Source organism: Gemmatimonadota bacterium (assembly GCA_030747075.1).
Classification (GTDB): domain Bacteria; phylum ARS69; class ARS69; order ARS69; family ARS69; genus ARS69.
In genome coordinates this window covers 1-24,918 of the sequence record JASLLL010000014.1, presented here as the reverse complement: position 1 = coordinate 24,918, position 24,918 = coordinate 1, and the positions used below count along the sequence as shown (strand labels likewise).

The window sequence follows — 24,918 nt, the reverse complement described above, 5'->3', positions numbered from 1 at the left end:
ATCCGTGACGGGTCGTTCCGAAAGGACTCTCCATGAAACTGCTGCCGATTCTTGCCTCCGCGATTTTCCTTCTGTGTTCGACGGTCCAGGCCGGGGTGATTGCGCCCGGACTGGAGCGGCAGATGGACGGCCTTTCCGATGCGGACGAGCTCAAAGTGCTCGTGGTGCTTGCGGATCAGGCGGATGTGCCCGCCATGGATCGAGCGCTTCGTCGCCGCGAAGCGACGATGGAGGCCCGGCACCGGGCGGTCATCGGCGAACTTCAGAGTCGCGCTGCGGATTCGCAGGCGGGGCTGCTGGCGGATCTGGAGTCACGGAGCGTGTCGGGTGGCGGTGTGCGCGGCTGGACGGCGCACTGGATCGTGAACGCGGTGGTAGTGAAGGCGACGGTGGCCGCTGTACGGGAGATCGCGGCCCGCGCGGATGTGGAGCGAGTAGAGGCGGATCTGGTCGTGGAGCTGATCGAACCGGTGGCTCCCGGGGAGAGCAAGGGTCGCGACGCACGGGGTATCGGCATGACGCCGGGCGTCCAGGCGATCGAAGCGGACCGCGTGTGGACCGAGCTCGGCGTTGACGGCACCGGGGCGATCGTCGGCAACATGGACACCGGCGTGGATCTGTCCCATCCCTCGCTTTCCGCACGCTGGCGCGGGAACACGGAACCAGTGGCGGAGTGCTGGCTGGATTCCGCAGACCTTGGCGACGCCACACCCGCGGACCAGCACTATCTCGGGCACGGCACCCATGTCATGGGGACGATTGCGGGACTGGCCCTCGACGACACCATCGGCGTGGCTCCCGGGGCGGTCTGGATCGCGAGCAACGCGATCTATCAGGGGACCGGTACGGAGTTCGACAATGATGTGATCGCGTCTCTGGAGTGGTTCGCGGACCCGGACGGGAATCCCGCGACCATGGACGAAGTCCCCGATGTCGTGCAGAACTCGTGGGGCGTCAATGAAGGCTTCTCGGGCTACTACGACTGCGACAGTCGCTGGTGGACCGCGATCGACAACTGCGAGGCGGCAGGCGTGGTCCTTACCTGGTCGGCGGGGAATGAAGGATCGGGCAGCACCTCCCTGCGAAGCCCGGCCGATCGTGCGGACTCGGAGACGAACTGCTTCAGCGTCGGCTCCACGCTTCCCACCGCTCCGTATGCCATCAGCGGCTTCTCCAGTCGCGGCCCTTCCGGCTGCGGCGGAGCTTTCGCGGTGAAGCCGGAAGTGGTGGCTCCGGGCGAAGACATCTACAGCGCCCAACCGGGGGGCGGGTACCAGTACCTGTCCGGAACCTCCATGGCCGGTCCTCATGTGGCCGGTGTGGTGGCACTGATGCGGAGCGCGAATCCCAATGTGGATGTAGTGACGATCAAGACGGTTCTCATGAACACGGCGACCGACCTCGGCGACCCGGGAGAGGAGAACACCTACGGTCGCGGGATGATCAACGCGTACAATGCGGTGCTCGCCGTCATGGGTGGACTGGGTACGGTGGAAGGGTATGTCACCGATTCAGGGACCGGGTTGCCGATCGAGGGAGCCGTGGTCGCCGATGTCGGTGGTTTCCAGAGTGTGAGCACCGACAGTACGGGACTTTTCTCCATGATGCTGTCCGCGGAGCCGCACAGTCTGGCATTCTCGTTCTTCGGATACTTGCCGGACACACTGTCCGTCACGGTCGTGGAGGACTCCGTCACCGACGCCAGTCACGCGCTCACCACCGCGCCGCAGGCCAGGCTCCACGGCTTTGTGTACGGCCCGACCGGTGCGCCGCAGGACAGCGCGACGATCGAAGCGCTCGGGACGCCCGTGGCACCGGCCATGAGCGATCCCACCGGGGCTTACGAACTGTTCCTCCCGCAAGGCGGAACCTATGAAGTCCGCGCCTCTGCAAGCGGAGTGGGCGCAGCGCAGGAGACGGTGACGCTTCTGGCGGATTCTCTCCTCCACTTCAACCTGCCCGTTCTCTACCGCGAGGACTTCGAGACGGGTGACTTCAGTATGTACCCGTGGGCGCACAGCGGTTCGGCCGACTGGACGGTGGATGCATCGACCGCCTACGAGGGTTCGTACTCGGCGCGGTCGGGTTCCATCACGCACAATCAGGAGTCGGTGCTCTCGCTGGATGTGCATGTTGACGCGAGTGGAGACCTCTCCTTCTGGTATCTGGTGTCATCCGAGGCCAACTACGACTACCTCGAGTTCTTCGTGGACGGGGGGCAGGCGGGAGGGTGGTCCGGAACCGTGGGCTGGTCGGAAGCGGTCGTGCCCGTGACGGCAGGGACGCATACCTTCACCTGGAAGTACACGAAGGATGGATCGGTGGACACCGGATCGGATGCGGCCTGGGTGGACTACATCACCTTCCCGACGCTCGGTCCCATCCCGCGGCCGGAACTCTCGGTGGCGCCCGCGCTCGTCGCGGAGACGGTGGAGCCGAACGGGTTCGCACAGAGCACCGTCACGCTCACGAACTCCGGCGACGCGGATCTCGACTACAGCATCAGCTGGGTCACGGCGGGGCCGAAAGCCCGCCAGCGAGAGACGATCGACCTCGCCAAGGGGGAGGACGATCCTCGCGTCGGGGAAGCCCCGATCGCGGGGCAGGGCGGACCGGATGCGTTCGGCTACAGCTGGATTGACAGCGACGAGCCGGGCGGGCCGATCTATGCGTGGGAGGAGATCAATGCGATCGGGACGGCGGTTTCCGTCGGAGACGACTGGAATGTCGGACCGTATGGGCTTGGCTTCAGCTTCAACTTCTACGGGACCGTGTATGACTCGGTGCGGATCTGTTCCAACGGCTGGCTGTCGTTCACTTCGAGCGCGACCACCTACACGAACCAGGGGATCCCGAACAGCTCGGATCCGAACGCCCTTCTGGCCGGGTTCTGGGACGACCTCAACCCGAGTTCGGGTGGCACCATCTACTATTACGCGGATGTCGCGAACGCTCGGTTCATTGTGGAGTGGGACGGCATCCACCACTACTACTCGGGCAATCCGGAAACCTTCCAGATCATCCTGAACGCCGACGGGAGCATTGTGTACCAGTACGCAATCGTCGCCAGCGACGCCAGCTGCACCGTGGGGATCGAGGATCCCACCGGTACGGACGGGCTGGAGGTGTTGATGGGGGTGTCCGGCTATCTGCACAACAATCTGGCCATTCAGTTCGCGGCTGCCGAGCCTCCGGCTCCGTGGCTGGTGGTGTCGCCACTGGCGGGTACGGTGGTTCCCGGAGCGAGTGCGGATCTCACCGTGGACCTGGACGCGGCGGGGCTGGCCGAGGCGGTGTACACCGGTACGATCACCATCGCCAGCAACGATCCGGGCGGTTCCGTGGATGTTCCGGTCACGCTGACGGTGCAGTCGTCCACCGGGGCCGCGATGACAGGGTTGCCGGAAGAGATGGCACTGGGGGCTCCGCGCCCGAATCCGTTCCGGGGGACGACCTCCATTTCGTTCGATATCCCGGAGGGTGACGGGAGTGCGGTCCTTCGCGTGTACGACATCGCGGGGCGCGCGGTCCGGACGCTGACGGAGGGGTCGGTTTCGCCGGGCAGCCACACGGCGGTGTGGGACGGCACGGACTCCGGCGGACGACGCGTGGCGGGCGGGATCTACTTCTACCGCCTGACCGCGGGGGACTTCGACGAAACGCGAAAAGTGGTGCTGCTCCGGTAGCGCCCGCTTGTCCTGGTGCGAGAGAGCCCCCTTCCACGGTGGACGGGGGCTCTTTTGTCAGCGGGCGTCCCGCTTTGCCGGGAGGGTGCCGCTTTGCCCTTCACGCCCCTTGACGGTCTCTTTGCAGCGCGGCTAGCGTGCGCGTTATGAGCTTTCGATTCCTCCTTCCGGTCGCACTGGCCATCCTCCTTCCGCTGTCCTGTTCGCGGGAGGGGGTGCCTCCCGCGCGCAGCGTCGTGCTCGTGTCACTCGACACGCTGCGGGCGGACCGCCTGGGCGCGTACGGAAACCCGACGGGGACGAGTCCGCATCTCGACCGGCTGGCCCGTCGCGGAGTGTCCTTTGACCGGTGCATCGCGCAGTCCACCATGACGACGCCGTCGCATCGGTCGCTCTTCCAGTCGCGGGAGGCTTCGGCGGTTTCGAAACAGTCGCCCGTTCTGGCGGAGTGTTTCCGGGACTCCGGGTTCGCGACCGCCGCCTTCACCGGTGGGGGGAACATCTCGGCAAAACTCGGCTTTGCGCGCGGTTTTGACCGGAGCGAGGAGACCCCCGACGGGCTGGGCCGGAGCATTGGCCTTCTGGACGAATGGCTGGACGGTGTGACCGGAGGGCGCTTCTTCGCATTCCTCCATACCTACGGAGTGCATCTGCCGTACTCGCCGCCGTCCGCGCTGGAGCAGCGGTTTGATCCCGGCTACAAGGGAGACTTGCGTGGTGACCGGACGCGGGTGGTGTGCCGGCAGATTCGGCGCATCAAGGAATACGCGGACTTTCAGGGAGAGGTGGGATTGTCGGAAGCGGATCGTCGCCATCTTCTTGCGCTCTACGACGCGGAGATTCGAAGCGTGGACTCGGAAGTGGGGCGGCTTCTTCGGCTTCTGGACGAGCGGGATCTGGCCGGGCGGACCGTCGTCGCGATCGCTTCCGATCACGGAGAGGAGTTCTTCGACCACGGGTCGGTGCTGCACTCGCACACGCTCTATCAGGAACTGGTGCATGTGCCGCTGATTCTGCGGATTCCCGGGGGGGCGAGCGGTGTGCGCGTGCCGAACGCCGTGCGGAACCTGGACATTGCGCCGACACTCCTGGAACTGGCGGGAGTGGCGGCACCGGAGAGCTTCCGGGGCGTGAGCCTCTTGCGGCGTGTCCGGGGGGAGCGCCCTCGCGCGCTCCCGGCCGCGAGCGAGATTCGGGGAATGAAGTCGTGGATCGAGGATTCGTGGAAGGTCGTGAGCGGCCCCGGGGGGACGGAGCTCTTCGATCTGGCCGCGGACCCCGGAGAAACGCGGAATCTCGCCGTGACGCTGCCGGAGAAGGCGGATTCGCTGCTGGCGGCGGCGGCCCGGGCGCTGGGGTCCGGGATGGAAGAGGAGGTGTCCGACCGGCCCCCGGAGGATCTGGATCCTGAACTGGCGGATCGGCTGCGGGCACTGGGCTACATTGACTGAGGAGCGTGGATTCTCTGGCAGCATGGCACGGGCCTGGGTACGCTCTTCCTCCCCCTGAACAGTCTCAACTCCCCGAGGAAAGGACTTCCGACATGGCTCTCTCTCGCATGATCCACACGAGGCTCCGGAGCGCGGGCGCGCTGTCGGGGGTGCTCCTGATACTCCCCGCGCTTTCGCTTGCCGCAGGCCCCCCCGTGCCCGACGCGGCACGCTGGGATCTTCTGTCTGCAACACCCGGTGTGCTCTCCGGCGCGCCCGGGGGGATTTCGAATCCCGCCTGCTGGGGCATGGCGCCGGACGGGGATGTGGCGTTCTGGTGGGATGACTCGGGCGACATCGACGGGCGGCTCGACCACTGGGGGCTCTCGCTCGGCGGCGGGCTGGGGTTCTCCGTGGAAGAGTGGGCGTGGGGGGATAGTGTATCGGGAGGCATCCGTGCGCTGCGCGACTGGCAGATCGGACTGGCGGGAGGAGACGGCGGGCGCTACTGGGGCGCGGCGTGGCGCTGGTCGAGCGGGGCGGTGTCCGACGGGAACCGGGAGAAGGGGCTGGCGCTCGGATCGGTTCATCGCCCGTTCCGTCATCTCTCCCTGTCCGCGTCATCCTTCCTTTCGGCGGAATCCGATCGCCGCAACCTCGTGGGCGGGCTCGGCGTGCGTCCGTTCGGCACGGAGTTCCTGACGGTCTTCGGGGATTATGCGCTGGCGGACGACTCGGACGACCTGCTCGACGGGCACTGGACGGCGGGCGCCGAACTGCGGCCCTACCGGGGGGCGCGTCTGGGCGTGCGTGCGAGGGAAGACGCGGCGGGTGACACGGAGTACTCGCTGACGCTGGGTGTGGCGCTGGATGCATTCGGAATGTCGGCGACGAGCCACCGTGACGCCGGGGGCGAGGAGGTTCGCACCACGAATCTCCTCCATTCGAACGCGCCGTACCGCGGCATCCCTGTGCATAGCCTCTTTCGGCCGCTGCGAGGCGCCGACCGGGTGGTGCCCGTCAACCTGGAGAACAAGACGCTGGCATACCAGTCGAACCGATGGGGAGACGAGAAGCGGGTGGCGTGGCGGGATCTCTCCCGGCACCTGGACAGGATTCTCCAGGACGGGTCCGCTTCCGGCGTGGCCGTCAACATCGCGGGGCTTTCCGGGCGCGTCTCGCTTCTGTGGGAGCTGTCGCGGAAGCTCTCCGAGTTCCACGAGGCAGGGAAGGAGGTCTACATCCATCTGGATCGCGTCGGCATGAACGGGATGGCACTGGCCTCCGTGGCGGACCGCGTGACGATCGATCCGGAGGGATTGGTGGAGCTCCCGGGAGTGGCCCTGCACCGCACCTACATGAAGGACGCGCTGGCAAAGGTCGGAGTCGGATTCGAGGAGTGGCGCCACTTCAAGTACAAGTCGGCCCTTGAAGGATTCTCGCGGGCGGACATGTCGGACGCGGACCGCGAGCAGCTCGGCCGGATTGCGGATGTTCTCTACGAAGAGACGCGCCGCGCCGTCTGTGAGGGTCGCGGGCTCTCGGAGCGGGAGTTCGACGCGATGGTGGACGGGAAGCTCAGGTTCCCTGCGCGGGAGGCGGTGGAGGAGGGGCTGGCGGATGCCGTTGCCCGCTGGCATGACCTCGGCGAATGGCTGAAGGAGGAGCGCGACGGGATGAAGCTCGCGAAGCTCGAATCCGGCGCGGACCTGCGCGAGTGGCACCCGGGCTCGGTCTGGGGGAAGCCGGATCGGATCGCGCTGGTGTATGCGATCGGGCCGTGTGCCATGGATTCCGGCATTCGCGGACGCGCCACCGGCAAACACCTTCGGGAACTGGCCAAGCGAAAGGATGTGGCGGCGGTCGTTCTGCGCGCGGACTCGCCGGGCGGGGGTGCCCTTCCGAGCGATCTGGTGGCCGAAGGGCTGACGAAGTGTCGCGACGAGAACAAGCCGGTCATCGTGAGCCAGGGGAATGTCGCGGCGTCGGGCGGCTACTGGATCAGCATGGACGCCGACCGGATTCTGACGACCCCGGTGACCGTGACCGGTTCTATCGGCGTGATCGGTGGCTGGGTCTGGGACAACGGGCTGGGCGAGAAGACCGGGTTCCACTCGGACGGCGTGCAGCGCGGCGCCCATGCGGACCTCACTGCAGGCACGGGCTGGTTCGGCGTGATTCGTCTGCCGAAGCGGAATCTGGACGAAGAGGAACGCGCCCGGATCGGGGAGATGCTCGTCTCGACCTATGGTGACTTCGTGGGGCGCGTGGCGGTTGCGCGCGGGCTTCCCGAGGAGGAAGTGCGGCGCATTGCCCAGGGGCGGGTCTGGATGGGCGCCGACGCGGTGGAGCTTGGGCTCTGCGACGACATTGGTTCACTGGACGACGCGCTGGCCGAAGCCCGCGAGGCCGCGGGGATCGGGCCGGACGAGACGGCACTCGTCATGGAGTTCCCGAAGCGGAAGCTCATCACTCTGGACTTCGGCGTGGGGCTGGGAATGGGAGTGCTGGAGCGGATCGCCGGGCACTGGTTGCCGGGGTTTGCCGGGTCGCGCCCCGAGACCCGCGCCTACGAGAGGACCTATCTGGAAGCGATGGTGGAGTCTCCCGGACGGCCGCTCGTCATGACGCCCCCGGACTGCCTTCCTGACGGCTGGGCGGACGAGGCGCAGTAGCACCGGCAGACACGGGGCACGGGCGGTCGCCGGCGCGCGGCCGCCCGGGCCTGCGCGCCACTCCCGCGAGCAGCGCCAGCGTCAGCCCCCCCAGCGACGCCTGCAGCAGGAGGAACCCCGCCACCTTCGCCCACGCAAACCCCGGGTGGACGAACCGCACGAGCCACCCCGCGCCTTCGTCCAGCATCGCCGCCGCGAAGGTCACCGCGACGAGCGCCTGCTTCACGCCCTCGCGCAGCGGCAGGAAGACGAGCAGGTGGGTCAGCGTCATCACGAGCATCCCCATGGCGAACAGGTGGAAGTGCGCCGTCTCGGCCATCGATCCCAACGGGCGCGCGGGGCGACCGAACTCCACATCCGCGGCGCCCAGGTAGTAGTCGATGACGGAGGCGGGGCTCAGCGACATTCGCTGGAAGTAGAGTACGAAGCTCGTCGCCCAGAAGAGCAGCACGAACACAAGAAAGAAGAGGAGGATGAGCCGGAGTGTTCCTCCCTGCGGACGGTCCGGGCTGGCGAAGAAGCGCAAGAAGACCCCCTAGGGAAGGTCGGCGCCGGTGGGGCGCGCGAGGGACGAGGCAACTTCCCGCGCGCGCCGGACGGTCGCGACGGCAGCGCGGGCGGTGTATGTGGCGCCGGTGAGCGTGTCGATGCGATCCGGCGGCGGCAACTCCTCCTCGAACCGGTGCGCAGACAGACGGCGGAGCCACGCGGCGGGCGGGCGGTACTCCCACGGTTCATGGAACGCGACCAGCCGCAGATCCAGAAGGGCGCCATCCGGCGAAGCGGTCACGAGGATCGTCTGGGGCTGGTTCCGCACGCGACGCGTATCGAACCAGGCCCAGCCGAGCAGGCGGCCGTCCGCCGAACGCGCCTCCCGCAGCGTGGGGATCCGGGGATGGGGACTCTGCCCCATGACGCCCCCTGGAAAGGCGGTTTGGAGTGCCTCGTCAGCGGTCACCAGGACGCGGGAGGAGGCCACGGACGCGACGAAAGCGGTCAGGAGAACCGCCAGAAGCGGAATACGAGAGTTGTGTTGCGAGGATTGTTGTTTTGCCCTGCGCTTCCCTCCAGGCGTCTCCGTCGCGCTAAGTTCCGTCTCTGCCACGGTCTCAGGCGCTCGGGCCCACGGTTGGTCGCGCAAGCGAATCAGGCGGGAAACAGCCGAATCGGACGGTTTGTCGGCAGATTGAATACCCAACCCGCCGTATTCCGCCGGCCCGTCCTCTCCGCGGGGGGGATTGACCAGGCGGCCTCTGGCTCGACTGAGAGCCGGGCGCCCGCGTTCCATAGAGTCCACGCTGTTGACCTGCAATGAAATACACCCCTGAATGGGCCGTCGTGCGCCCCGATGGCTCTCTTCGAGGCCAGAACACCCGGCCCTTGGTTCCCAACAACAATCTCTGCAACACAACCGACACAATACGGGGGAGCCATGCCGGGGTCAAGTGCGGATCACAAAGTTGAGGGCACTTGACACTCCCCCCTCGCCCCGCTAGGTTGCGCCTTCGCTCGGCAGTGGCCCCGGGCGAGAGCGCAACCCATCCCGGTCACAGGAGAACGGAAATGAGAGTAATGAGAGTTCTGATTGTGGGAGGAATCGTGGCCGTGGCCGTGACCGCTTCGGCCGAGGCCGGAGAGGCCGACTCCCCGTCCTTCGGGGGCTATGGCGAGTTCCGCCTGGACGTCCCGACCACCGCGGACGGGGGAGAGGCGTCAGCGGACTTCCATCGATTCGTGCTGCTGGCCGAGCGGCATTACTCAGGCGGTGTGGATCTCATGGCCGAGGTGGAGTTCGAGCACGGGACCACCTCGTCCAACCCGGCGGGAAAGTCGGGGTCGGTCGCACTGGAGTTTGCCTATCTGGATGTTCAGGCATCCGAGGCGGCCACGCTTCGCCTGGGGCTCGTCCCGATCCCGATGGGCTTTGTGAACCGCGTTCACGAACCGCCCTTCCGCCGTGGGAACCGCCGTCCGGCAGTGGAGCGCTCGCTCATCCCGACAACCTGGCGCGAGCTGGGCGCGGGCCTGCGCGGGGGCGGCCTGGCGGGCGTGTCGTGGGACCTGATGGTGGTCACCGCACCGGATGCCCAGGGCTACGGCAAGGGCGGGATTCGCGGGGGTCGCCAGAAGGGGAACCACGCGCGTGCCCGGAACGCGGCGGTCGTCGCGTCGTTCGACCACCGGAGCGGCGGCTTGCGATGGGGCGGGTCGATCCACGCCGGGCACGCCGGGCAGGGGCGGGAGTTCGACGGTCGCGAGGTTGCCGTCGCGACCGTCGTTTCGGAGGGACATATGGAGCTTCGCCGTGGGTCGTGGACGGGGCGCCTTCTCGCGGTGGGCGTCTCCATCGGGGATGCTGACGCGGTCAGTGTCGAGAAGGGCGAAACCGTGCCGGAAGCGCAGTGGGGCGGGTATGCGGAACTCGGCCGTGAGCTGGTGAACCCGCCTGCGTGTCCGGAAGGCTGGACCGCATACTTGTGGGGGCGCTGGGAGACGATGGACCTCCACCACGAGGTTCCCCCCGGGTTCGCTGCCGATGCGGACCTCGCGCGGGACGCGCTGACCTTCGGCGTGGATCTCTTGCCGGATCCGTCGGTGGTCCTGAAACTGGACTGGACGGTGCGGACGGGAGGCGGCGGGGAAGAGTCCGGCCCGCTGCGGATCGGTGCGGGGTTTGTCTACTGACAGCCACTCACTCCTTCACCTGCGAAAAACCCCCCGTCGGCAAGCCGGCGGGGGGTTCGCACTCTTCACGACCCCGAAGGGTCACGCGCTCCTAGTTCCACCAGAAGGTGAAGCCCAGGTTGGAGCTGTTCGCACCGACCGTGCCGTAGTTGGTGGTGCTCTCACCCACGACGGGGCTGTCATTCATGATGTTGAGGCCGTGGCCGAACCAGAGCGTGACATTGTCCGTGGCATCCCAGTTCGCCATCAGCCAGAGCTGAATGTCGAAGTTGGTCTGGCCGTCGTCCGTCTCCACATAGGAGCCGTTCGTCCAGGTGAAGCCCGGCGCCACATGCAGTCCGGAGCGATCACCGCTCACGAGCTCAAAGAGCAGTCGGGCGTCGATGGCGGTCTCGGTCTCGAGCTCGCCCACCGTCTCGGTGTCCCAGCTGTTGTAGCCAACATTGGCGTTCAGGGTCATGGTCTCGCTCATATCGTAGAAGAGACCGATCGGAGCCGTGTCCGTCATGTAACCCAGACCCCAGCCCTCGGCGAACACCGGACAGGCCATCAGCATCACAGCCGCAATCACGAGAATGGACTTACGCATGCAAGAAACCCTCCTCAAGGGGAATCGCCGGATCCCGAGCAGCCCGGGATCCCTCACCCGTCCTCCCGAATGGTCCGGGAGGACCCTCACCACATCCACCCCCCGGCCGTGTTTCCCTTCCGGGTGTGCTTCCCGGTGCGGAAAGGCTCATCCGCAGGGCTCCGGGTCGCGCCGAGGTTACGGGAATCTCCCGCCAGCGCGCAAAGTGCCACAGTCTGACAGAATCTGTAAAGGGGAGATTCAAAGAGGGAGTGGGCAGCAAGATTGGGGAAACGGCGCAAGGCCAGGCCGCTTCCGCGGCTGAGGCGGCAGGGTCAGCCGTGATCCTCGCCGGATTCGGCGTAAAGTGCCATCAGACGCTGGTAATGTCCCGTCGCGCTGGCGGCTTCCGCGCGGGCCTTTTCGGAGAGTTCCCCGCGTAGCCGCGCCGGAACGCCGGCGACGAATGTCCCCGGATCGACGCGGCCATTCTCCTTCACGACCGAACCGGCGGCCACCAGTGCGTCTTCTCCGACGAGGGCGCCGTCGAGGATGGTGGCGTTCATCCCGATGAGCGCCCTGTCGCGGATCTCGCATCCCTCCATCACGACCGCGTGCCCGATCGTCACCTCCCGGCCGATGATCGTGCCGTTTGGCTCATTGCAGTGCACCACCGTGTTGTCCTGGATGCTGGAGCGTTCCCCGATGCGAATCCGGTTTTGATCCGCTCGAAGAACCACGCCGAACCAGATGTTGGCCCCGGCTTCCACCACGACATCTCCAATCAGCGTCGCGTTGGGGGCGACGAAAGCGGACGGGTGGATCTTCGGCGTCTTGCCCAGCACGGTCACGATATGAGCCATGATTGCTCCTGCCTCGTGTTCAGTCACGGCTCTACCGGCCCGTGAAGACCGCCTTCCGCTTCTCGGCGAAGGCGGCAAAGCCTTCCTTTGCGTCGTCCGTGTCGAAGAGCGGGCCGATGGCTTCGCGCTCCATGTCCAGCGCCTCGGAGAGCGGCATTTCCATCCCGTCGAAGATGCAGCGCTTGATCGAAGCCATGGCGACCGTGGCTCCCGTCGCGAGCTTCCGCGCCATCACGAGCGTGTCGGCCAGATACGAATCCTGCGGGAAGATCCAGTCGACGAATCCCAGTTCGTGGGCACGCGCAGGCGGGACCGTCTCTCCCGTGAGCATCATCGAGAGCGCGCGGGTCCGCCCGATGAGCCGGGGGAGACGCTGCGTTCCGCCGTTGCCGGGAAGAAGCCCCAGCGTGACTTCGGGAAGCCCCATGCGGAACGCGCCGTCGCCCGCGGTGCGAAGGTCGCAGGCCAGTGCGATCTCCAGTCCGCCGCCCAGTGTGTGCCCTCCGATGGCCGCGATGAAGACCTTGGAGGAGTCTCCCATCTTCCGAAGGGTCGCGTGGGCGAATCGAATCATCTTCATGTTCTCTTCCGTGGTGTTTGCGCGGAACGCCTTGATGTCCGCTCCGGCGGAAAAGAAACCGTCCAGCGCGCTCTTCATGACGACCGTCTTCACGGAGTCGTTGGAGATCATCTCATCGATCGAGGTGTTGAGATCCTCCATGAAGGCGAGGTTGTAGCTGTTGGCCTTCGGGCGATTGAGCGTGATCGTTCCGACGGCTCCGTCCTGCTCCGTGGTCACAACGCGATCTGACATGGTCTTCCGATCTCCCTGTTCCGACGGGCCGGCACTCAGTCCAGCCCGTCGGAGCGTGTCAGCGGTGGACGAAGATCCCGGCCCCGCCTCAGGGCAGGTTCTTGTGGGCTCCGTCGCACCACGGTGAGTTTGCCGTTGCCCCGCACATGCAGACGGCGTGATTCTCCCGCGCCGGTGCCGAAGCGATCACTGGGCCTTGAGCCTTGCCCGTGCGCGCGTGGTTCCCGTCGCAAAAGGGTGCTTTCCCCGTTTCTCCGCAGGCGCAGAAGGCGTGCGTTCCCTCTTCCAGTAGGCCGATCCAGGGGTGTTTTGCGTAAGGCATGACTTCTCCGAACAGGGGCGGGATGGCACTCGGCGGGAAGTTTCGCACAATCGCCGGGCAACGCAAAGGGATAGACTGTCCATTTTCATGCCGATAACTTCCAGAGGATCCGTCGGATCGGACCCGGTTTCACCACCTCGGGAGAGCCCATGAAGCGCAGTCTCCACCGCATGAGCAATCAGGAGTACGACCTCCTGATTGTGGGGGGCGGGATTACCGGTGCCTGCCTGGCGTGGGAGGCGACTCTGCGCGGGCTGTCGGTCGCTCTGGTGGAGAAGTCGGACTTCGGCGCGGCGACTTCCGCCGCGTCATCGAAGCTCATTCACGGCGGCATCCGGTACTTGCAGCAAGGGCTGCCCGGCAAGGTCCGTGAGTCCGCCGCGGAGCGCCGCATCTTCCTGCGCATCGCGCCGCATCTCATCCGCCCGGTGCCGTTCCTCGTTCCCGCCTATCGCGGGTTTCGGCGGGGGAAGGCGCTTCTCGCATCGGGCATGGCCGCTTACGACATCCTCACGCGTGGCGCGGGCGGGCGCATCGACGGGGACGCGGGCGTGGACCGCTTCCGGATTCTCTCGCGGGCGGAGACTCTTCAGCTGGAGCCGGGAATCCCGGACGACGGCCTCACCGGTTCCGCACTTTACCCCGAGTACGGGATGCACAGTTCGGAGCGAGTGACGCTTGCGTTTCTCTCCGGGGCGGCGGAACGCGGCGCAGACCTTGCCAACCATGCGTGCGTCACCGCCTTCCTTCGCCGGGAAGGCCGTGTGATCGGAGTGCGGGTCGAGGATGCCGAAGGGGGCGCAGACACACAGGAGATCCGTGCGAAGACCACCGTGAATGCCACCGGACCGTGGGCCATGAAGATGGCGGGCCTGCTTCGTGACGGTTCACGGCACATCCGCATGGCGCACTCCCGGGGGATTCACCTGGTCCTTCGGCCCCTCACGCAGGGCCGGGCCATTGCGCTGGCCACGCGCGCCCGGCAGGGGGCAGTCCTGGGGCGCGGCGGTCGTCATGTCTTTCTGATTCCCTGGCGGGGTTGCACGCTGGCGGGAACCACCGATGTTCCCTTCACCGGCGATCTCGACGAAGTGGCGCCGCGTGCCCGCGACATCGACGCCTTCCTTGCCGATCTGGCGACCGCCTGGCCGAACGACCCGCCGTCCGCCGAGGATGTCCGCTTTGCATGGGGGGGACTCTATCCGCTGGTGAATCGAACCGCCCGGGCCGGGCTGTACCAGGGAAGCGGGGAGTACCGCATCTGGGACCATGCGGCGACCGATGGTGTGGGGGGAATGTGGACGGTTCTCGGGGCGAAGTTCACGACGGCGCGGCTCCTGGCGGAAAAGGCCGTCGATGCGCTGCTTGCGAAGCAGGGAGTCGCCCCGTCGAACTCGCCGTCGCTTTCGCGCACGACCTGCCTTCCGGGTGGCGACATCAAAGACCCGGTCGCCTTCGCCGATGCCGCTGCCCGGGAGGCGACCGCTGATTCCGGGGAAGCGGCGATGCGGGAACTCGCTTATACTTTCGGCTCCGGGTACGGGAGTGTCCTGGCCCTCGCGGAAGAGGACCCCTCGCTGGGGCGACCCGTGGCTCCCGGGCTTCCAGTCCTTCGTGCCGCTGTCGTGCACGCCGCGAGAGCGGAAATGGCCGGGACGCTTGCGGATGTGGTGTTCCGGAGAACCGGACTGGGTACGATCGGGCACCCCGGACGGGAATGTCTGGAGGACTGTGCCGCTCTTCTCGCCCGGGAGTCGGGTTGGGACGATCGGCGCGTGCAGAGCGAACTGGCACAGGTGGAGTCCATGTTCGGGAGGATGTTCGAGTGAGTCCGCCCTCCGGTCGATCGGTGCTCATGATCGCCCCGACCCCCTTCTTCGCGGACCGGGGATGCCATGTGCGCATCTACGAAGAGGCCCGGCTTCTGCGGGATCTCGGATACCGTATCGAGATCTGCACCTACCACAACGGTCGGGACATCGACGACTTCCCCACGCACCGGATCTTGAATGTCCCGTGGTATCGAAAGCTCGGTCCGGGGCCGTCATGGCAGAAACTCTACCTGGATGTGCTTCTCTTCTTCCGGTGCATTTCGGTGGTTCGAGAGATGAAGCCCGACATCATCCATGGGCATCTGCACGAGGGTGCGTTGATCGGGTCGGTGCTCGGTCGCCTGTTCTCGATTCCCTGCATTGCGGATTTTCAGGGGAGTCTGACGCTGGAACTGGACGATCACGGGTTTGGCGGCCGCTTCCGTCCGCTGTATCGATTCCTGGAGTGGGCGGAGGGGTGCATCGACCGGATGCCCGACGGGATCTTCGCCAGTTCCGCCGCGATGGCGGAAGACGCCACCGGGCGTTTCGGTGTGGATGGTGACCAGGTCACGGTGGTGCCGGATGCGGTGGGGGCGCACTTCTTCAACGGCGAAGGCGGCCTCTCGCGCGAGGCGGCCGGGATTCCCGCGGATGCGACGGTCATCGTGTTCATGGGCGTCCTGACGAAGCATCAGGGCGTGGACACGCTTCTCGACGCGGCGCAGATTGTGCTGCGCGACCGCCCGGACGCGTTCTTCCTGGTCATGGGATACCCGGGCGAAGAAGCCCTTCGGGAGGACGCGGCGCGACGCGGGATCGGAGAGCGGGTCCTCTTCACGGGGCGTGTGGACTATGTGGGGACCGGAGCCTATCTGGCACTGTCGGACCTGGCAGTTTCACCGAAGGTCTCCGAGACGGAAGGGAACATCAAGCTGTTCTATTACATGGCGGCCGGGCTGGGGACGATTGTCTTCGAGAGCGGACCCAACCGGGAGATTCTCGGGGATCTTGGGGTGTACGCGCGGGACCGGTCGGCGGAGGCGTTTGCGGAGGCGGTCTTGTCGACCATGAAGCGTCCGGATGAGCTCCCGGAACTCGGCGCCGCGCTTCGGAAGAGAGCGTCCGAGGTGTGCTGCTGGGACAACAGCCGCGATCGCGTGGCGCGTGTCTATGAGCGGCTGATCTCGGCATCGGGATCCGGCGCCGAAGGCGAAGGGGCTGGATCGTGACAGGAGAGATCGGGAAGATCCTCGTCACCGGAGGCACCGGGTTTACCGGAAGCCACCTCGTGCAGCGTCTTCTGGAGCGTGGCGAAGCCGTCCGCGTTCTGGACAAAAGCCCCGGGATCTTCCGCGACGAACTGGAGGCCGCGGGCGCCGAGATCCGGATTGGTTCCGTCACGGACGAAGACGAGGTCCGGGAGGCCGTCCGAGGGTGTCGGGTGGTGTTTCATCTGGCGGCCGCATTCCGGGATGTGATGGCTTCGCGCGAAGTCTACTGGGATGTCAATGTCCGGGGGGTGGAGAGAGTGGCCGAGGCCTCGCTGGCCGAGGGTGTGGAGCGGTTTGTCTATTGCAGCACGGAAGGAGTCCACGGGCTGGTGGAGGATCCGCCCGGAACGGAGTCTTCTCCCGTCAATCCGCAGGACTACTACGAGTACACCAAGTGGGAGGGCGAACGGGCGCTCGCGCCCATTGCGGAGAAGGGGCTGCCCACCGTGGTGCTTCGCCCGACGGCGATCTACGGCCCCGGAGATCCCGAGCGCTTCTACATGATCTTCCGGAGGGTGGCGTCCGGCATCTTCCCGATGTTCGGAGACGGCACCACCTCCTACCACCCGGTTTACATCGACAATCTCGTGCAGGCCTTCGAACTCTCGATGGATCGGGAGGAGGCCGTGGGGGGCGTGTACCTGATCGGGGATGAGGACTGCCACTCCATTGAGCACCTCGTGCGCGCGGCAGCGCGTGCCATTCACGCCGAGGTGCGGATTCCGCACTTTCCGTTCTGGATGCTCTGGGTTCCCTCGGTCGTATGCGAAGCGGTGTGTCGCCCGTTTCGGCTTCGCCCTCCGCTCTTTCCGCGCCGTGCCGACTGGTTTCGCAAGACGCGTGCGTTCGATATTTCCCACGCGAAGAAGGAACTGGGGTATGCGCCGCTCGTGGATCTGGACGAGGGGCTTCGCCGGACTGCGGCCTGGTACATCGAGCGGGGGATGCTTCCGGGCGTGAGCGCGGACGGACCGTCGTGAGTTCGCAGGACGAAATCGCCCGCGGAGACGCTCTTCGGGATGCCGGAGATGTCCCCGGCGCGTTCGCCGCGTGGGCCGTCGCCGCCGCCGCGAACCCCGATTCCACGCGTGTCTGGAAGCTGGAAAAGCGATTTCGCGCCCTGCCTCCCACGGCACCCGGAGAGGATCGCGGCGTTCCCGTGCGCGTGGCATTGCTCGGAGATGCGACCATGGACTACACGCGTGCCTTCGCGGAGGTCGTGTGGCGCGCTCATGGCTTCGATCCGGCCTTCTACAACGCGCCTTTCGGCCAGTACGCGCAGGAGATACTGAGCGCCGATTCCGGCCTCCACGCCTTCGCGCCTCACCTCACGCTGCTCGTCGTTCACGGGGAGACGCTGGCACTGGAGGACCCTGCGGACGAGGGCGTGCCGGGGGCGTTCACGGAGTTCGTCGGCTTGTGTCGCCGCCTGGCGTCGGAGGGGGAGGGGATCGTGCTGGTGCACGACTTCCTCGTTCCGGAAGACGCCGAAGAGGGGATGGCGAAGCGCGTGGTCTCCATGAATGACGCATTGGGTGCGGCTGCGGAAGAAGAGCGCGCACTCTTCGTCTTCCCGATGGACGCGTTTGCGAAGCGGGTCGGGAAGGCGCGGCTTCGAGATCCCCGGCTGTGGGAGCGCGGGCGCATTCCCGTGGCGGAGGAACACCATGCGGCGCTCGTGAGGGAGTACCTTCGGACGGTCAAGCCGCTCACGGGAAGGAACCGCAAGTGCCTCGTGCTGGATCTGGACAACACGCTCTGGGGCGGGATTGTCGGGGAACGCGGCGCGAGAGGGGTGGACCTGGGGCCAGGTGCCGCGGGCGCGCCGTTCGCGGCGTTTCAGCGCGCCGTACTCCGCCTCTTTGAACGGGGCGTGATTCTGGCGGTGAGCAGCCGGAACAACGAGGCGGACGCCATGGAAGTACTGGAGCGGCATGAGCACCAACTGCTTCGCCCGGACCACTTCGCCGCGATGCGGATCGACTGGCGCGACAAAGTAGAGCACTTGCGGGAGCTGGCCTCGGAGATCGGGATCGGCCTCGACAGTCTGGTCTTCCTGGACGACAACCCGGTCGAGCGAGGAAATGTGCGGCACCGTCTGCCGGAGGTGCTGGTGCCGGAACTCCCCCGGGACCCATCGGAGTACGCGCGTTTTCTGGGCGCACTGACGGACTTCGATACGCTCTCTCTGACGGACGAAGATCGCGCACGGGGACGCATGGTTGCAGCCGACAAGAAGCGGCGCAAGGCGCGGAGCAAGACCGCGGATCTGGAAGAGTACCTCATGACGCTGCGCACCGAAGTGACGCTTCATCGGGTGCGGGACGGTGAGATCGATCGAGTCCACCAGCTCATGCAGAAGACAAACCAGTTCAACACGACGACGCTCCGATGGAGCCTTGCCGAGGTAGAGAGCTTTCGGGAAGACCCGCACGGTGCCCTGCACACCGCCTCGGTCACGGATCGGTTTGGAGACAGCGGGCTGTGCGGCGTGTGCCTCAGCCGGAGCGTCGAAGAGAAGGCCGTGGAGATCACCGGTCTCCTTCTGTCATGCCGCGTGCTGGGTCGGGGCGTGGAAGATGCGGTGCTCTGGTGTATTCTCCGGGAGTGGAAAGAGAACGGCGCACGAATCGCGCGCGGTCTCTTCACTCCGACGGATAGAAACGAGCCGTGCCGTGAGTTCTTTGTTCGAAACGGGTTCGTGTCTGCGGGGCGCGGCGAAGCGGGTGAGTGCTTCCAGCACAAGATGGAAACACTCCCCGAGGGTCCGGCGTGGGTCCGGGTGATCCGGGACTGAGAGGAGACTGGCGTGAAGGAGAGCGTGGCGCGTATCGTGGCGGAAGTGCTGGAGGTGGATGCGTCGGCGCTCCTCTCGGGTGCGATGCGGGAGAATGTGCCGGAGTGGACTTCACTTGCGCACCTGCGGGTGGTGACCGCCGTCGAGAGGGAGTTCGGCGCGTCGTTCACGATGGAGGAGATCGCCTCGATGGACGGAGTGGAGCGGATCGCGAAGCTGGTGGAAGGAGAGAGCGCGTGAAGATCGGCACGGCGCTCCGGCGTACGCTTCTTCCCGGGTTTGTCGTCCAGATTCTGTACTGGATGCGCTGCGGCGCGATGGTGAGCGCGCGTTCTGAAGTGGAGTTCTCGCCCTCCGCGCGCCTTGGCCGCGGAACCGTCATCAGCGCATTCACCAAGGTGAAGGTCGGCGGTCCTTTCGTGACAGGGCTCCGGACGCAGATTGCCTCGCACTGTTTCCTGTCATCCGGGGCGGGGGGGGTGACGCTCGGGGACGATGTGCTCATCGGGCCGGGTTGCGTCATCGTGGGAAACAACTACCGCTATGAGAAGCTGGGCGTTCCGCTTCCCGATCAGGGGACGGAGAGCCGCGGCATCCGGATTCACGATCGTGTATGGCTCGGAGCGCAGTGTGTGGTGCTGGACGGCGTCACGATGGGCGCCGATGCCATCGCGGTCGCGGGGTCCATCGTGACTTCCGATGTGCCGGAGGGTGCGGTCGTCGAAGGGAATCCGGCCCGGGTGATCTTCACCCGGAGGTGAGTCGCCCCGGGGAGGGCGTGATGCGCGTGCTCCGTAGAGTGCTGGCCGGGCTGTTCCTGGCGTGTGGAACGGTCTCCGCGGGCGGCCCACTGGAGATCCGGGATGCCGACACCCCGGCGGCGTGGATTGCGCGCGACGGAGTGCCGATCTTCGCGTACGGCATCGGACCTCAGCGTCTCTTCTGTCGTCTTCCGGTCGAGCGTGGCGGGGAAGGCTCCTTCGACATTCGCGACTTTGCCGAATGGGCGGCGGGCCGGGGGGTCACGATCGTACGCGGCTATCCGCCCAGCCATGCGACCGGGGAGCAGTTCGCGGAGCTCTTTCATCGCGCGGGAGGCGACCCCGCGCGCTTCGACCTGACCCGGTTCCACCCCGGCTACTTCGAACGGCTTCGGGAAGCGTGCCTTGCGCTCGACCGGCACGGCATTTTCGTTCATCTGCAGATGTGGCAGGCGGTCGCATGGAAGAAGGAGTTCGCCGACTCCTATTACCACCCGGACCGAAATACGAATCCGGCGCTGGCCGCAGATGCGGGACCGGGCCGGTTCGTGATCTTCCCCGGAGAGAACCCCGCGCTCATCGCTCATCAGCGGGAGCATGTGCGGCGCTTTCTTGATGCGACGGGAGACATCGGGAATGTCTTCTACGACCTGATGAACGAAATCGGGAATGGCACCGGCCTGTCCGCGGAGTGGGTGGAGGCCATGCTCGACGAAGTGGACGCGTGGGAGGCGCGGACGGGAATGGATGTGCTGATCGGCCTGAACGATGAGGGGCGAAATCGCGCCGAGGGCGGCGCGTCACTCTCGAACCCGCGCATGGAACTGGCGTTTCTGGATCGGGGGCGCTACGACCGGCACCTGGAGGTGCGCAGGGAGTTTGGCAAGCCGACGCTGGGCGTCCGGAATATCGAGTGGGACGCGCAGGCGAAGGAGCGAACCTACTTCTACGGAGTGCGGGATCTGACGGTCGCGGGTCGCCCGGACTTTCGCGCGCGGAGCCGGAGGATGTACTGGCGGATGCTCATGGCGAAGAACCAGTGCAACGCGGGGTATGCGGACTTCGGGATGGATGCCTGCTGGATCTCGGAGGCGCCGGGGGAGGACTTCGTCGTGCTGGCGGACTTCGCCGCGGCACTCGGGGAGGAGTTCCCGGGCCTGCGGCCGTCCCCGGAGGTGGTCTCGGAGGCCCCCGTGCCGCCGGAGGGGCGGCGTGCGCTGGTGGGGGAGAGGATGGCGGCGGTCTTCCTGGAGGCGGCCCCCGGGCAGGCAGGCGTCCGCTTTTCACCCGGTCGCGTGGCGCTGGCCGGTCTCCCGTGGCCGGACGGGATGGCGGAGGTGGAGGAGTGGGATCCACGCCGGGGCATCCTGGAGACGCGGGAAGTTCCCGTGCGTGGCGGGTGTGCGGAGTGGGAGGCGGGGCCGTTCGTGGACGCGTGGGCGGCGGTCGTGGTGAGGGAACCCGCAGCCGCGACGGGAAGCACGGCGGAGCCCGGGGAGGTGTCTGTCGCGGCCTCGGCGCTCCCCGAACTTCGTGCAGTGGCGGATGGCCAGGCGGTCGTTCTTTCGTGGGGAGGGGAGAGGGGCCGCGCGGTGGAAGTCCGGCGGGGGGTGGGAGAAGACTCGCTGCGTCGCCTCGCCGTGACGGTTGCGGGGAGGTTTCGCGACGAGACCGCTCCTCCGGGCGTGGATCTTCGCTATCGCGTGGTGTACCCCGACGGCCGGGCGTCCGGCGAGGTCCGCGTCCGCGTGCCGGACGAATCACCGGACGAGGCAACGGTCCGCCTTCATCGTCGCTTCCCGACGGCGGTCATCCTCTGGGCCACCGGGGTTCGCGACGGAGATCTCAGGGCCGCGGAATGGCAGGGTCGAAACGCGGATGGAGACTTGTGGCGCCCGCTTCCGGGAACCGGACTCCGCGGGGTTCTTCTCGAGGACGCGGGGCTGCCGCGCGGTGCGCGCCGTGCGTATCGCGTCCGGTGGGTGGACGACGCGGGGAATGCCGGTCAGTGGTCCGCGCCCTGCGTGGTGGAACTGCCCCGGCCGGGGATACGGAGCCGCGCCAGGGATTTTCTGCGGCGCATGGTGCGGCGAATCGGCGGTTAGTCCGCGCCTTTCGCGGAAAAGGCGAACAGGGCGATCCCCGCAGCCACCGAGGCGTTCAGCGAGTTCACCCGCCCTTCCTGCGCGATGCGCACCACATGGTCCGCGCTGTTCAGCACAAACTGGCCCACGGCATGGTTCTCCCCGCCGATGACGAGGAGCACCCTCTCGTCGGAAAGGGCCGCGGCTGTTTCGCGGAGTCCGTCGGGCCCTCCGCCGTCCAGGGCGACCACGCGAAACCCGTGTTCGCGAGCAGTCACCACATAACGATTGGTGGTCGAGTCGCGGGCGATGGCGAGAAACTCGGTCGCCCCCGCGGAGACTTTGACCACGGAAGGGTAAATCTCGGGGACGCCCCTTGTCGGCAGAAGGACCGAGTCGAACCCGAAGATTTCCGCACTCCGAAGGATGGCGCCGACATTGTGCGGGTCTTCCACATTGTCCAGCAGCAGGAGACGCGGCCGTGCGAAGAGTTTCCCGGAATCGGTGTAGGCGTACGGCTCCGCCTGGAGCACCACCCCCTGATGCTCGCGGCTCCGCGCAAGGTCGTGAAGTCGCCCGCGATCCACCCGCTCGACGGTCACGCCATGCTTCCCGGCGAGGGCGGCCAGCTTCGCCAGTCGCGGGTTGCGGCCCTTGTCATCCAACAGGAGCGCGCGCAGGACTCTTCGTCGCTTCGCACGGAACACCTCAAACGCCGGGTTGAGTCCGTAGAGATACTCGCGGCTCGGCTTCGTCATCCTCGTCCTCCGTGGGTTGTGGACAGGGCGTCGTCCACCCATTCCTCCAGTTCGTTCACCGAAGCGCCCTCGATGAAACGGCGGAACCAGAGTTCCAGCGTGAAGAGCATCCACAGGCGGTAGTTGTGGTCGAGTCGCCCGTCCGCGTGTTCCCGGGCAAGGCGTTCCATTTCCCAGCGCCGCAGGATCCCCGCCTCGGCCAGGTGGCTGTCGCGGGCCACCTGAAACGCGAGCCCCCGCAGGTCCTCGCGGAACCAGAGGGCCAGCGGAAAGCCGAACCCTTGCTTCTTCCGCCGGGCCAGACTCTTCGGAAGGTGGCGTGCGGCGACCTCGCGGAGCATGTGCTTGATGCGCCGGCGTTTCAGATGCATGGACGCGGGGATCCTCCGCGCGAAGTTCACCACGCTCCGGTCGAGAAGCGGACTGCGCGCCTCCAGACCGAACGCCATCGTCATTCGATCCACAATGGGAAGCTGGTGTTCAGCGAACCGCGTGGAGCAGTCCGCGTGCAGCATGCAGTCCAGAAAGTGGCGGGGTGAGTCGTCGGAGAAGTACTCGTCGAGGAGGCGTTCGCTTTCGATTGCGCCGACCCGCGACCAGCTGCGCTCGGTGAAGAGCGCGCGCTTCATCTCGTGTCCGAAGCGCAGGAAGGACGCACTTTCGGCATACCGCTCGACGCCGGACAGGTCCGACATCCGGTCCAGCCAGCGCAGCCTGGCGGCCGGGCTGTTGTACCCGAAGCTGTCGGGGAACCGGCGAATCAGCGGGCGAAAGAGACCTCGACGGAGGGGTGCGGGAATCCGCGCATAGAGACCGGCGAGTTCCTGTCCGACATAGCGATCGTAGCCGGCAAAGAGCTCGTCGCCGCCGTCGCCGCCCAGCACGACGGTGACATGATCGGAGGTGATCCGGGAGACGGTGTAGACCCCCGCGGCCAGCGGATCCACGGGTTCGTCCATGGCGTCTACCATGCGCGGCGCGAGGCGGGCGATGTTCGGCTTCTCAATGTGCTCGAAATGGTCGGTGGCGTAACGGTCCGCCACCTGTCGCGCCCAGGGGAGCTCGCTCTGGGACGAGTCGTCCACGCCAATGCTGAATGTTCGCAGCGGCTGGTTCAGCTGTTTCGCAGCCATGGCGACCACCAGGCTGCTGTCGATCCCGCCGGAGAGAAACGCGCCGAGCGGGACCTCGCTCTCCAGGTGCGTGGCGACGGCTCTCGTCAGGACCTCGTCGAGTTCGTCGAGGATGTCTGTTTCCGACCCGGTGTGTTTGGGGCCGAAAGAGGGACTCCACAGGCTCTTGAAAGTTCGCTCGGACTCGTTCACACGGACGCGGTGCGCGGGCGGGACCTTGGAGATCCCCGCGAAAAGAGTTCCCCGGCCCGGGAGATACCGAAGGGACATGGAATGCGAGAGGGTCTCGAGATCCACCTCCGCCCGCACCAGTCCCGAGGCCAGGAGTGCCTTCACCTCGGACGCGAAGATCCAGCCTTCGGTCGTCTCCGCGAAGAAGAGCGACTTCTGGCCCATCCAGTCGCGGGCCAGTGTGAGGCATCCCGAACGGTCATCCCAGATGGCGAAGGCGAACATGCCTTCCAGGTGACGAATACCGTCGTCGCCCCATGCGTCGAATGCATGAAGCACCACCTCGGTATCGGACTGCGTGGAAAAGGCGTGTCCGGCAGACTCCAGTTCGCGACGGATCTTGTGGTGGTTGTACACCTCGCCGTTGTAGACGATCGTCCGGCGGCCGTCTCCTGTGGTGATGGGCTGGGCACCGCCGTGGACATCGATGATGGACAGACGGCGCATCCCCAGCGCAATCCGCGGCGTGACAAGGAAGCCCTCGTCGTCGGGGCCGCGATGGGCCAGCGCCGTGGTCATCTTCCCGATCAGGCTCCGGAGGCGATCCGGATCTGCGGGCGAGCGCGGAACAATGCCGGCAATGCCGCACACAGGATCACTCCTCCGGAACAGGCGGGTTCAGCGGGACCGTCACGAACCGGAGACGAGTCCCGCCTTCAGATAATCGCGGTTCATCTCGGCGATCACTTCCCGCCCGATCTCCTTCGGGCAGGCGGCCTCGCATTCGTAGTGGTTCGAGCAGTTCCCGAATCCTTCGAGATCCATGCGCTCCACCATGGCCAGCACGCGTCGAGTCCGTTCGGGCTGCCCCTGCGGGAGGTGCGCGAACTGGGTGACCTTTGCCCCGACGAAAAGCATGGCGGATGCGTTTCGGCACGCCGCCACACACGCCCCGCATCCGATGCATGCCGCCGCGTCGAATGCGCGATCGGCATCCGTTTTCGAGATGGGGAGCGCGTTGGCGTCCGGTGACCCGCCGGTGTTCACGGACACAAAACCGCCCGCCTGAATGATCCGGTCGAATGC

General features: G+C 66.4%; 19 protein-coding genes. 11 read left to right on the top strand and 8 right to left on the bottom strand.

Annotation, left to right across the window (positions count from 1 at the left end; all coding sequences use genetic code 11):
- Window positions 1–32 precede the first annotated feature (32 nt).
- The 3 genes from QF819_06340 to QF819_06330 all read left to right on the top strand — a co-directional run bounded on the left by QF819_06340 (window position 33) and on the right by QF819_06330 (window position 7,791).
- Complete coding sequence (locus tag QF819_06340; protein MDP6802776.1) at window positions 33–3,686, top strand: S8 family serine peptidase; 3,654 nt, start codon at window positions 33–35, stop codon at window positions 3,684–3,686.
- A 146-nt stretch (window positions 3,687–3,832) separates the two neighbouring features.
- Entirely contained in the window at window positions 3,833–5,137 is a 1,305-nt protein-coding gene (locus QF819_06335) for a sulfatase (GenBank protein ID MDP6802775.1), read from the top strand.
- Window positions 5,138–5,229: 92 nt separating this feature from the next.
- Window positions 5,230–7,791 (top strand): S49 family peptidase, encoded by a 2,562-nt coding sequence (locus QF819_06330; GenBank protein MDP6802774.1) that lies wholly within the window; start codon window positions 5,230–5,232, stop codon window positions 7,789–7,791.
- Here QF819_06330 and QF819_06325 read toward each other — a convergent pair.
- Window positions 7,739–8,317, bottom strand: coding sequence for a hypothetical protein (locus tag QF819_06325; GenBank protein MDP6802773.1), 579 nt, complete (start codon window positions 8,315–8,317; stop codon window positions 7,739–7,741). The genes QF819_06330 and QF819_06325 overlap by 53 nt on opposite strands.
- Before the next feature lie 9 nt (window positions 8,318–8,326).
- Entirely contained in the window at window positions 8,327–8,704 is a 378-nt protein-coding gene (locus QF819_06320; GenBank protein MDP6802772.1) for an FMN-binding protein, read from the bottom strand.
- 650 nt (window positions 8,705–9,354) lie between these two features.
- On the opposite strand from QF819_06320, the gene QF819_06315 reads away from it, so the two are divergent.
- Window positions 9,355–10,476, top strand: a complete 1,122-nt coding sequence (locus QF819_06315) for a hypothetical protein (GenBank protein MDP6802771.1) — start codon at window positions 9,355–9,357, stop codon at window positions 10,474–10,476.
- Window positions 10,477–10,567: 91 nt separating this feature from the next.
- On the opposite strand, the gene QF819_06310 is transcribed toward QF819_06315, so the two are convergent.
- The 3 genes from QF819_06310 to QF819_06300 all read right to left on the bottom strand — a co-directional run bounded on the left by QF819_06310 (window position 10,568) and on the right by QF819_06300 (window position 12,721).
- Entirely contained in the window at window positions 10,568–11,065 is a 498-nt protein-coding gene (locus tag QF819_06310) for a hypothetical protein (GenBank protein ID MDP6802770.1), read from the bottom strand.
- Between the two features lie 314 nt (window positions 11,066–11,379).
- Window positions 11,380–11,907 carry a gamma carbonic anhydrase family protein gene (locus tag QF819_06305; protein MDP6802769.1) on the bottom strand — a complete coding sequence of 176 codons (528 nt, stop codon included), beginning with the start codon at window positions 11,905–11,907 and terminating at the stop codon, window positions 11,380–11,382.
- Window positions 11,908–11,938: 31 nt separating this feature from the next.
- The gene (locus tag QF819_06300) at window positions 11,939–12,721 is read right to left on the bottom strand and encodes an enoyl-CoA hydratase-related protein (protein MDP6802768.1); all 783 of its coding nucleotides are present in this window, start codon (window positions 12,719–12,721) and stop codon (window positions 11,939–11,941) included.
- 471 nt (window positions 12,722–13,192) lie between these two features.
- Here QF819_06300 and QF819_06295 point away from each other — a divergent pair, with 471 nt between their 5' ends.
- The 7 genes from QF819_06295 to QF819_06265 are packed head-to-tail and all read left to right on the top strand — an operon-like array spanning window position 13,193 to window position 21,791.
- Window positions 13,193–14,872, top strand: a complete 1,680-nt coding sequence (locus tag QF819_06295; protein ID MDP6802767.1) for a glycerol-3-phosphate dehydrogenase/oxidase — start codon at window positions 13,193–13,195, stop codon at window positions 14,870–14,872.
- Window positions 14,869–16,086 carry a glycosyltransferase family 4 protein gene (locus tag QF819_06290; GenBank protein MDP6802766.1) on the top strand — a complete coding sequence of 406 codons (1,218 nt, stop codon included), beginning with the start codon at window positions 14,869–14,871 and terminating at the stop codon, window positions 16,084–16,086. Before QF819_06295 ends, QF819_06290 begins: the two co-directional genes overlap by 4 nt.
- Window positions 16,083–17,108, top strand: coding sequence for an NAD-dependent epimerase/dehydratase family protein (locus tag QF819_06285; protein MDP6802765.1), 1,026 nt, complete (start codon window positions 16,083–16,085; stop codon window positions 17,106–17,108). Before QF819_06290 ends, QF819_06285 begins: the two co-directional genes overlap by 4 nt.
- Entirely contained in the window at window positions 17,105–18,925 is a 1,821-nt protein-coding gene (locus tag QF819_06280) for an HAD-IIIC family phosphatase (protein ID MDP6802764.1), read from the top strand. The genes QF819_06285 and QF819_06280 overlap by 4 nt, the downstream gene beginning before the upstream one ends.
- Window positions 18,926–18,937: 12 nt before the next feature.
- Complete coding sequence (locus QF819_06275) at window positions 18,938–19,165, top strand: acyl carrier protein (GenBank protein ID MDP6802763.1); 228 nt, start codon at window positions 18,938–18,940, stop codon at window positions 19,163–19,165.
- Window positions 19,162–19,686 carry an acyltransferase gene (locus QF819_06270; GenBank protein ID MDP6802762.1) on the top strand — a complete coding sequence of 175 codons (525 nt, stop codon included), beginning with the start codon at window positions 19,162–19,164 and terminating at the stop codon, window positions 19,684–19,686. Before QF819_06275 ends, QF819_06270 begins: the two co-directional genes overlap by 4 nt.
- Window positions 19,683–21,791, top strand: a complete 2,109-nt coding sequence (locus QF819_06265; GenBank protein MDP6802761.1) for a hypothetical protein — start codon at window positions 19,683–19,685, stop codon at window positions 21,789–21,791. Before QF819_06270 ends, QF819_06265 begins: the two co-directional genes overlap by 4 nt.
- On the opposite strand, the gene QF819_06260 is transcribed toward QF819_06265, so the two are convergent.
- The 3 genes from QF819_06260 to QF819_06250 all read right to left on the bottom strand — a co-directional run.
- Window positions 21,788–22,528 (bottom strand): RNA methyltransferase, encoded by a 741-nt coding sequence (locus QF819_06260; GenBank protein MDP6802760.1) that lies wholly within the window; start codon window positions 22,526–22,528, stop codon window positions 21,788–21,790. The genes QF819_06265 and QF819_06260 overlap by 4 nt on opposite strands.
- Window positions 22,525–24,483, bottom strand: a complete 1,959-nt coding sequence (gene asnB, locus QF819_06255) for an asparagine synthase (glutamine-hydrolyzing) (protein ID MDP6802759.1) — start codon at window positions 24,481–24,483, stop codon at window positions 22,525–22,527. Before asnB ends, QF819_06260 begins: the two co-directional genes overlap by 4 nt.
- Before the next feature lie 39 nt (window positions 24,484–24,522).
- A partial coding sequence (locus QF819_06250) for a 4Fe-4S dicluster domain-containing protein (protein ID MDP6802758.1) occupies window positions 24,523–24,918 on the bottom strand: 396 nt, incomplete at its 5' end.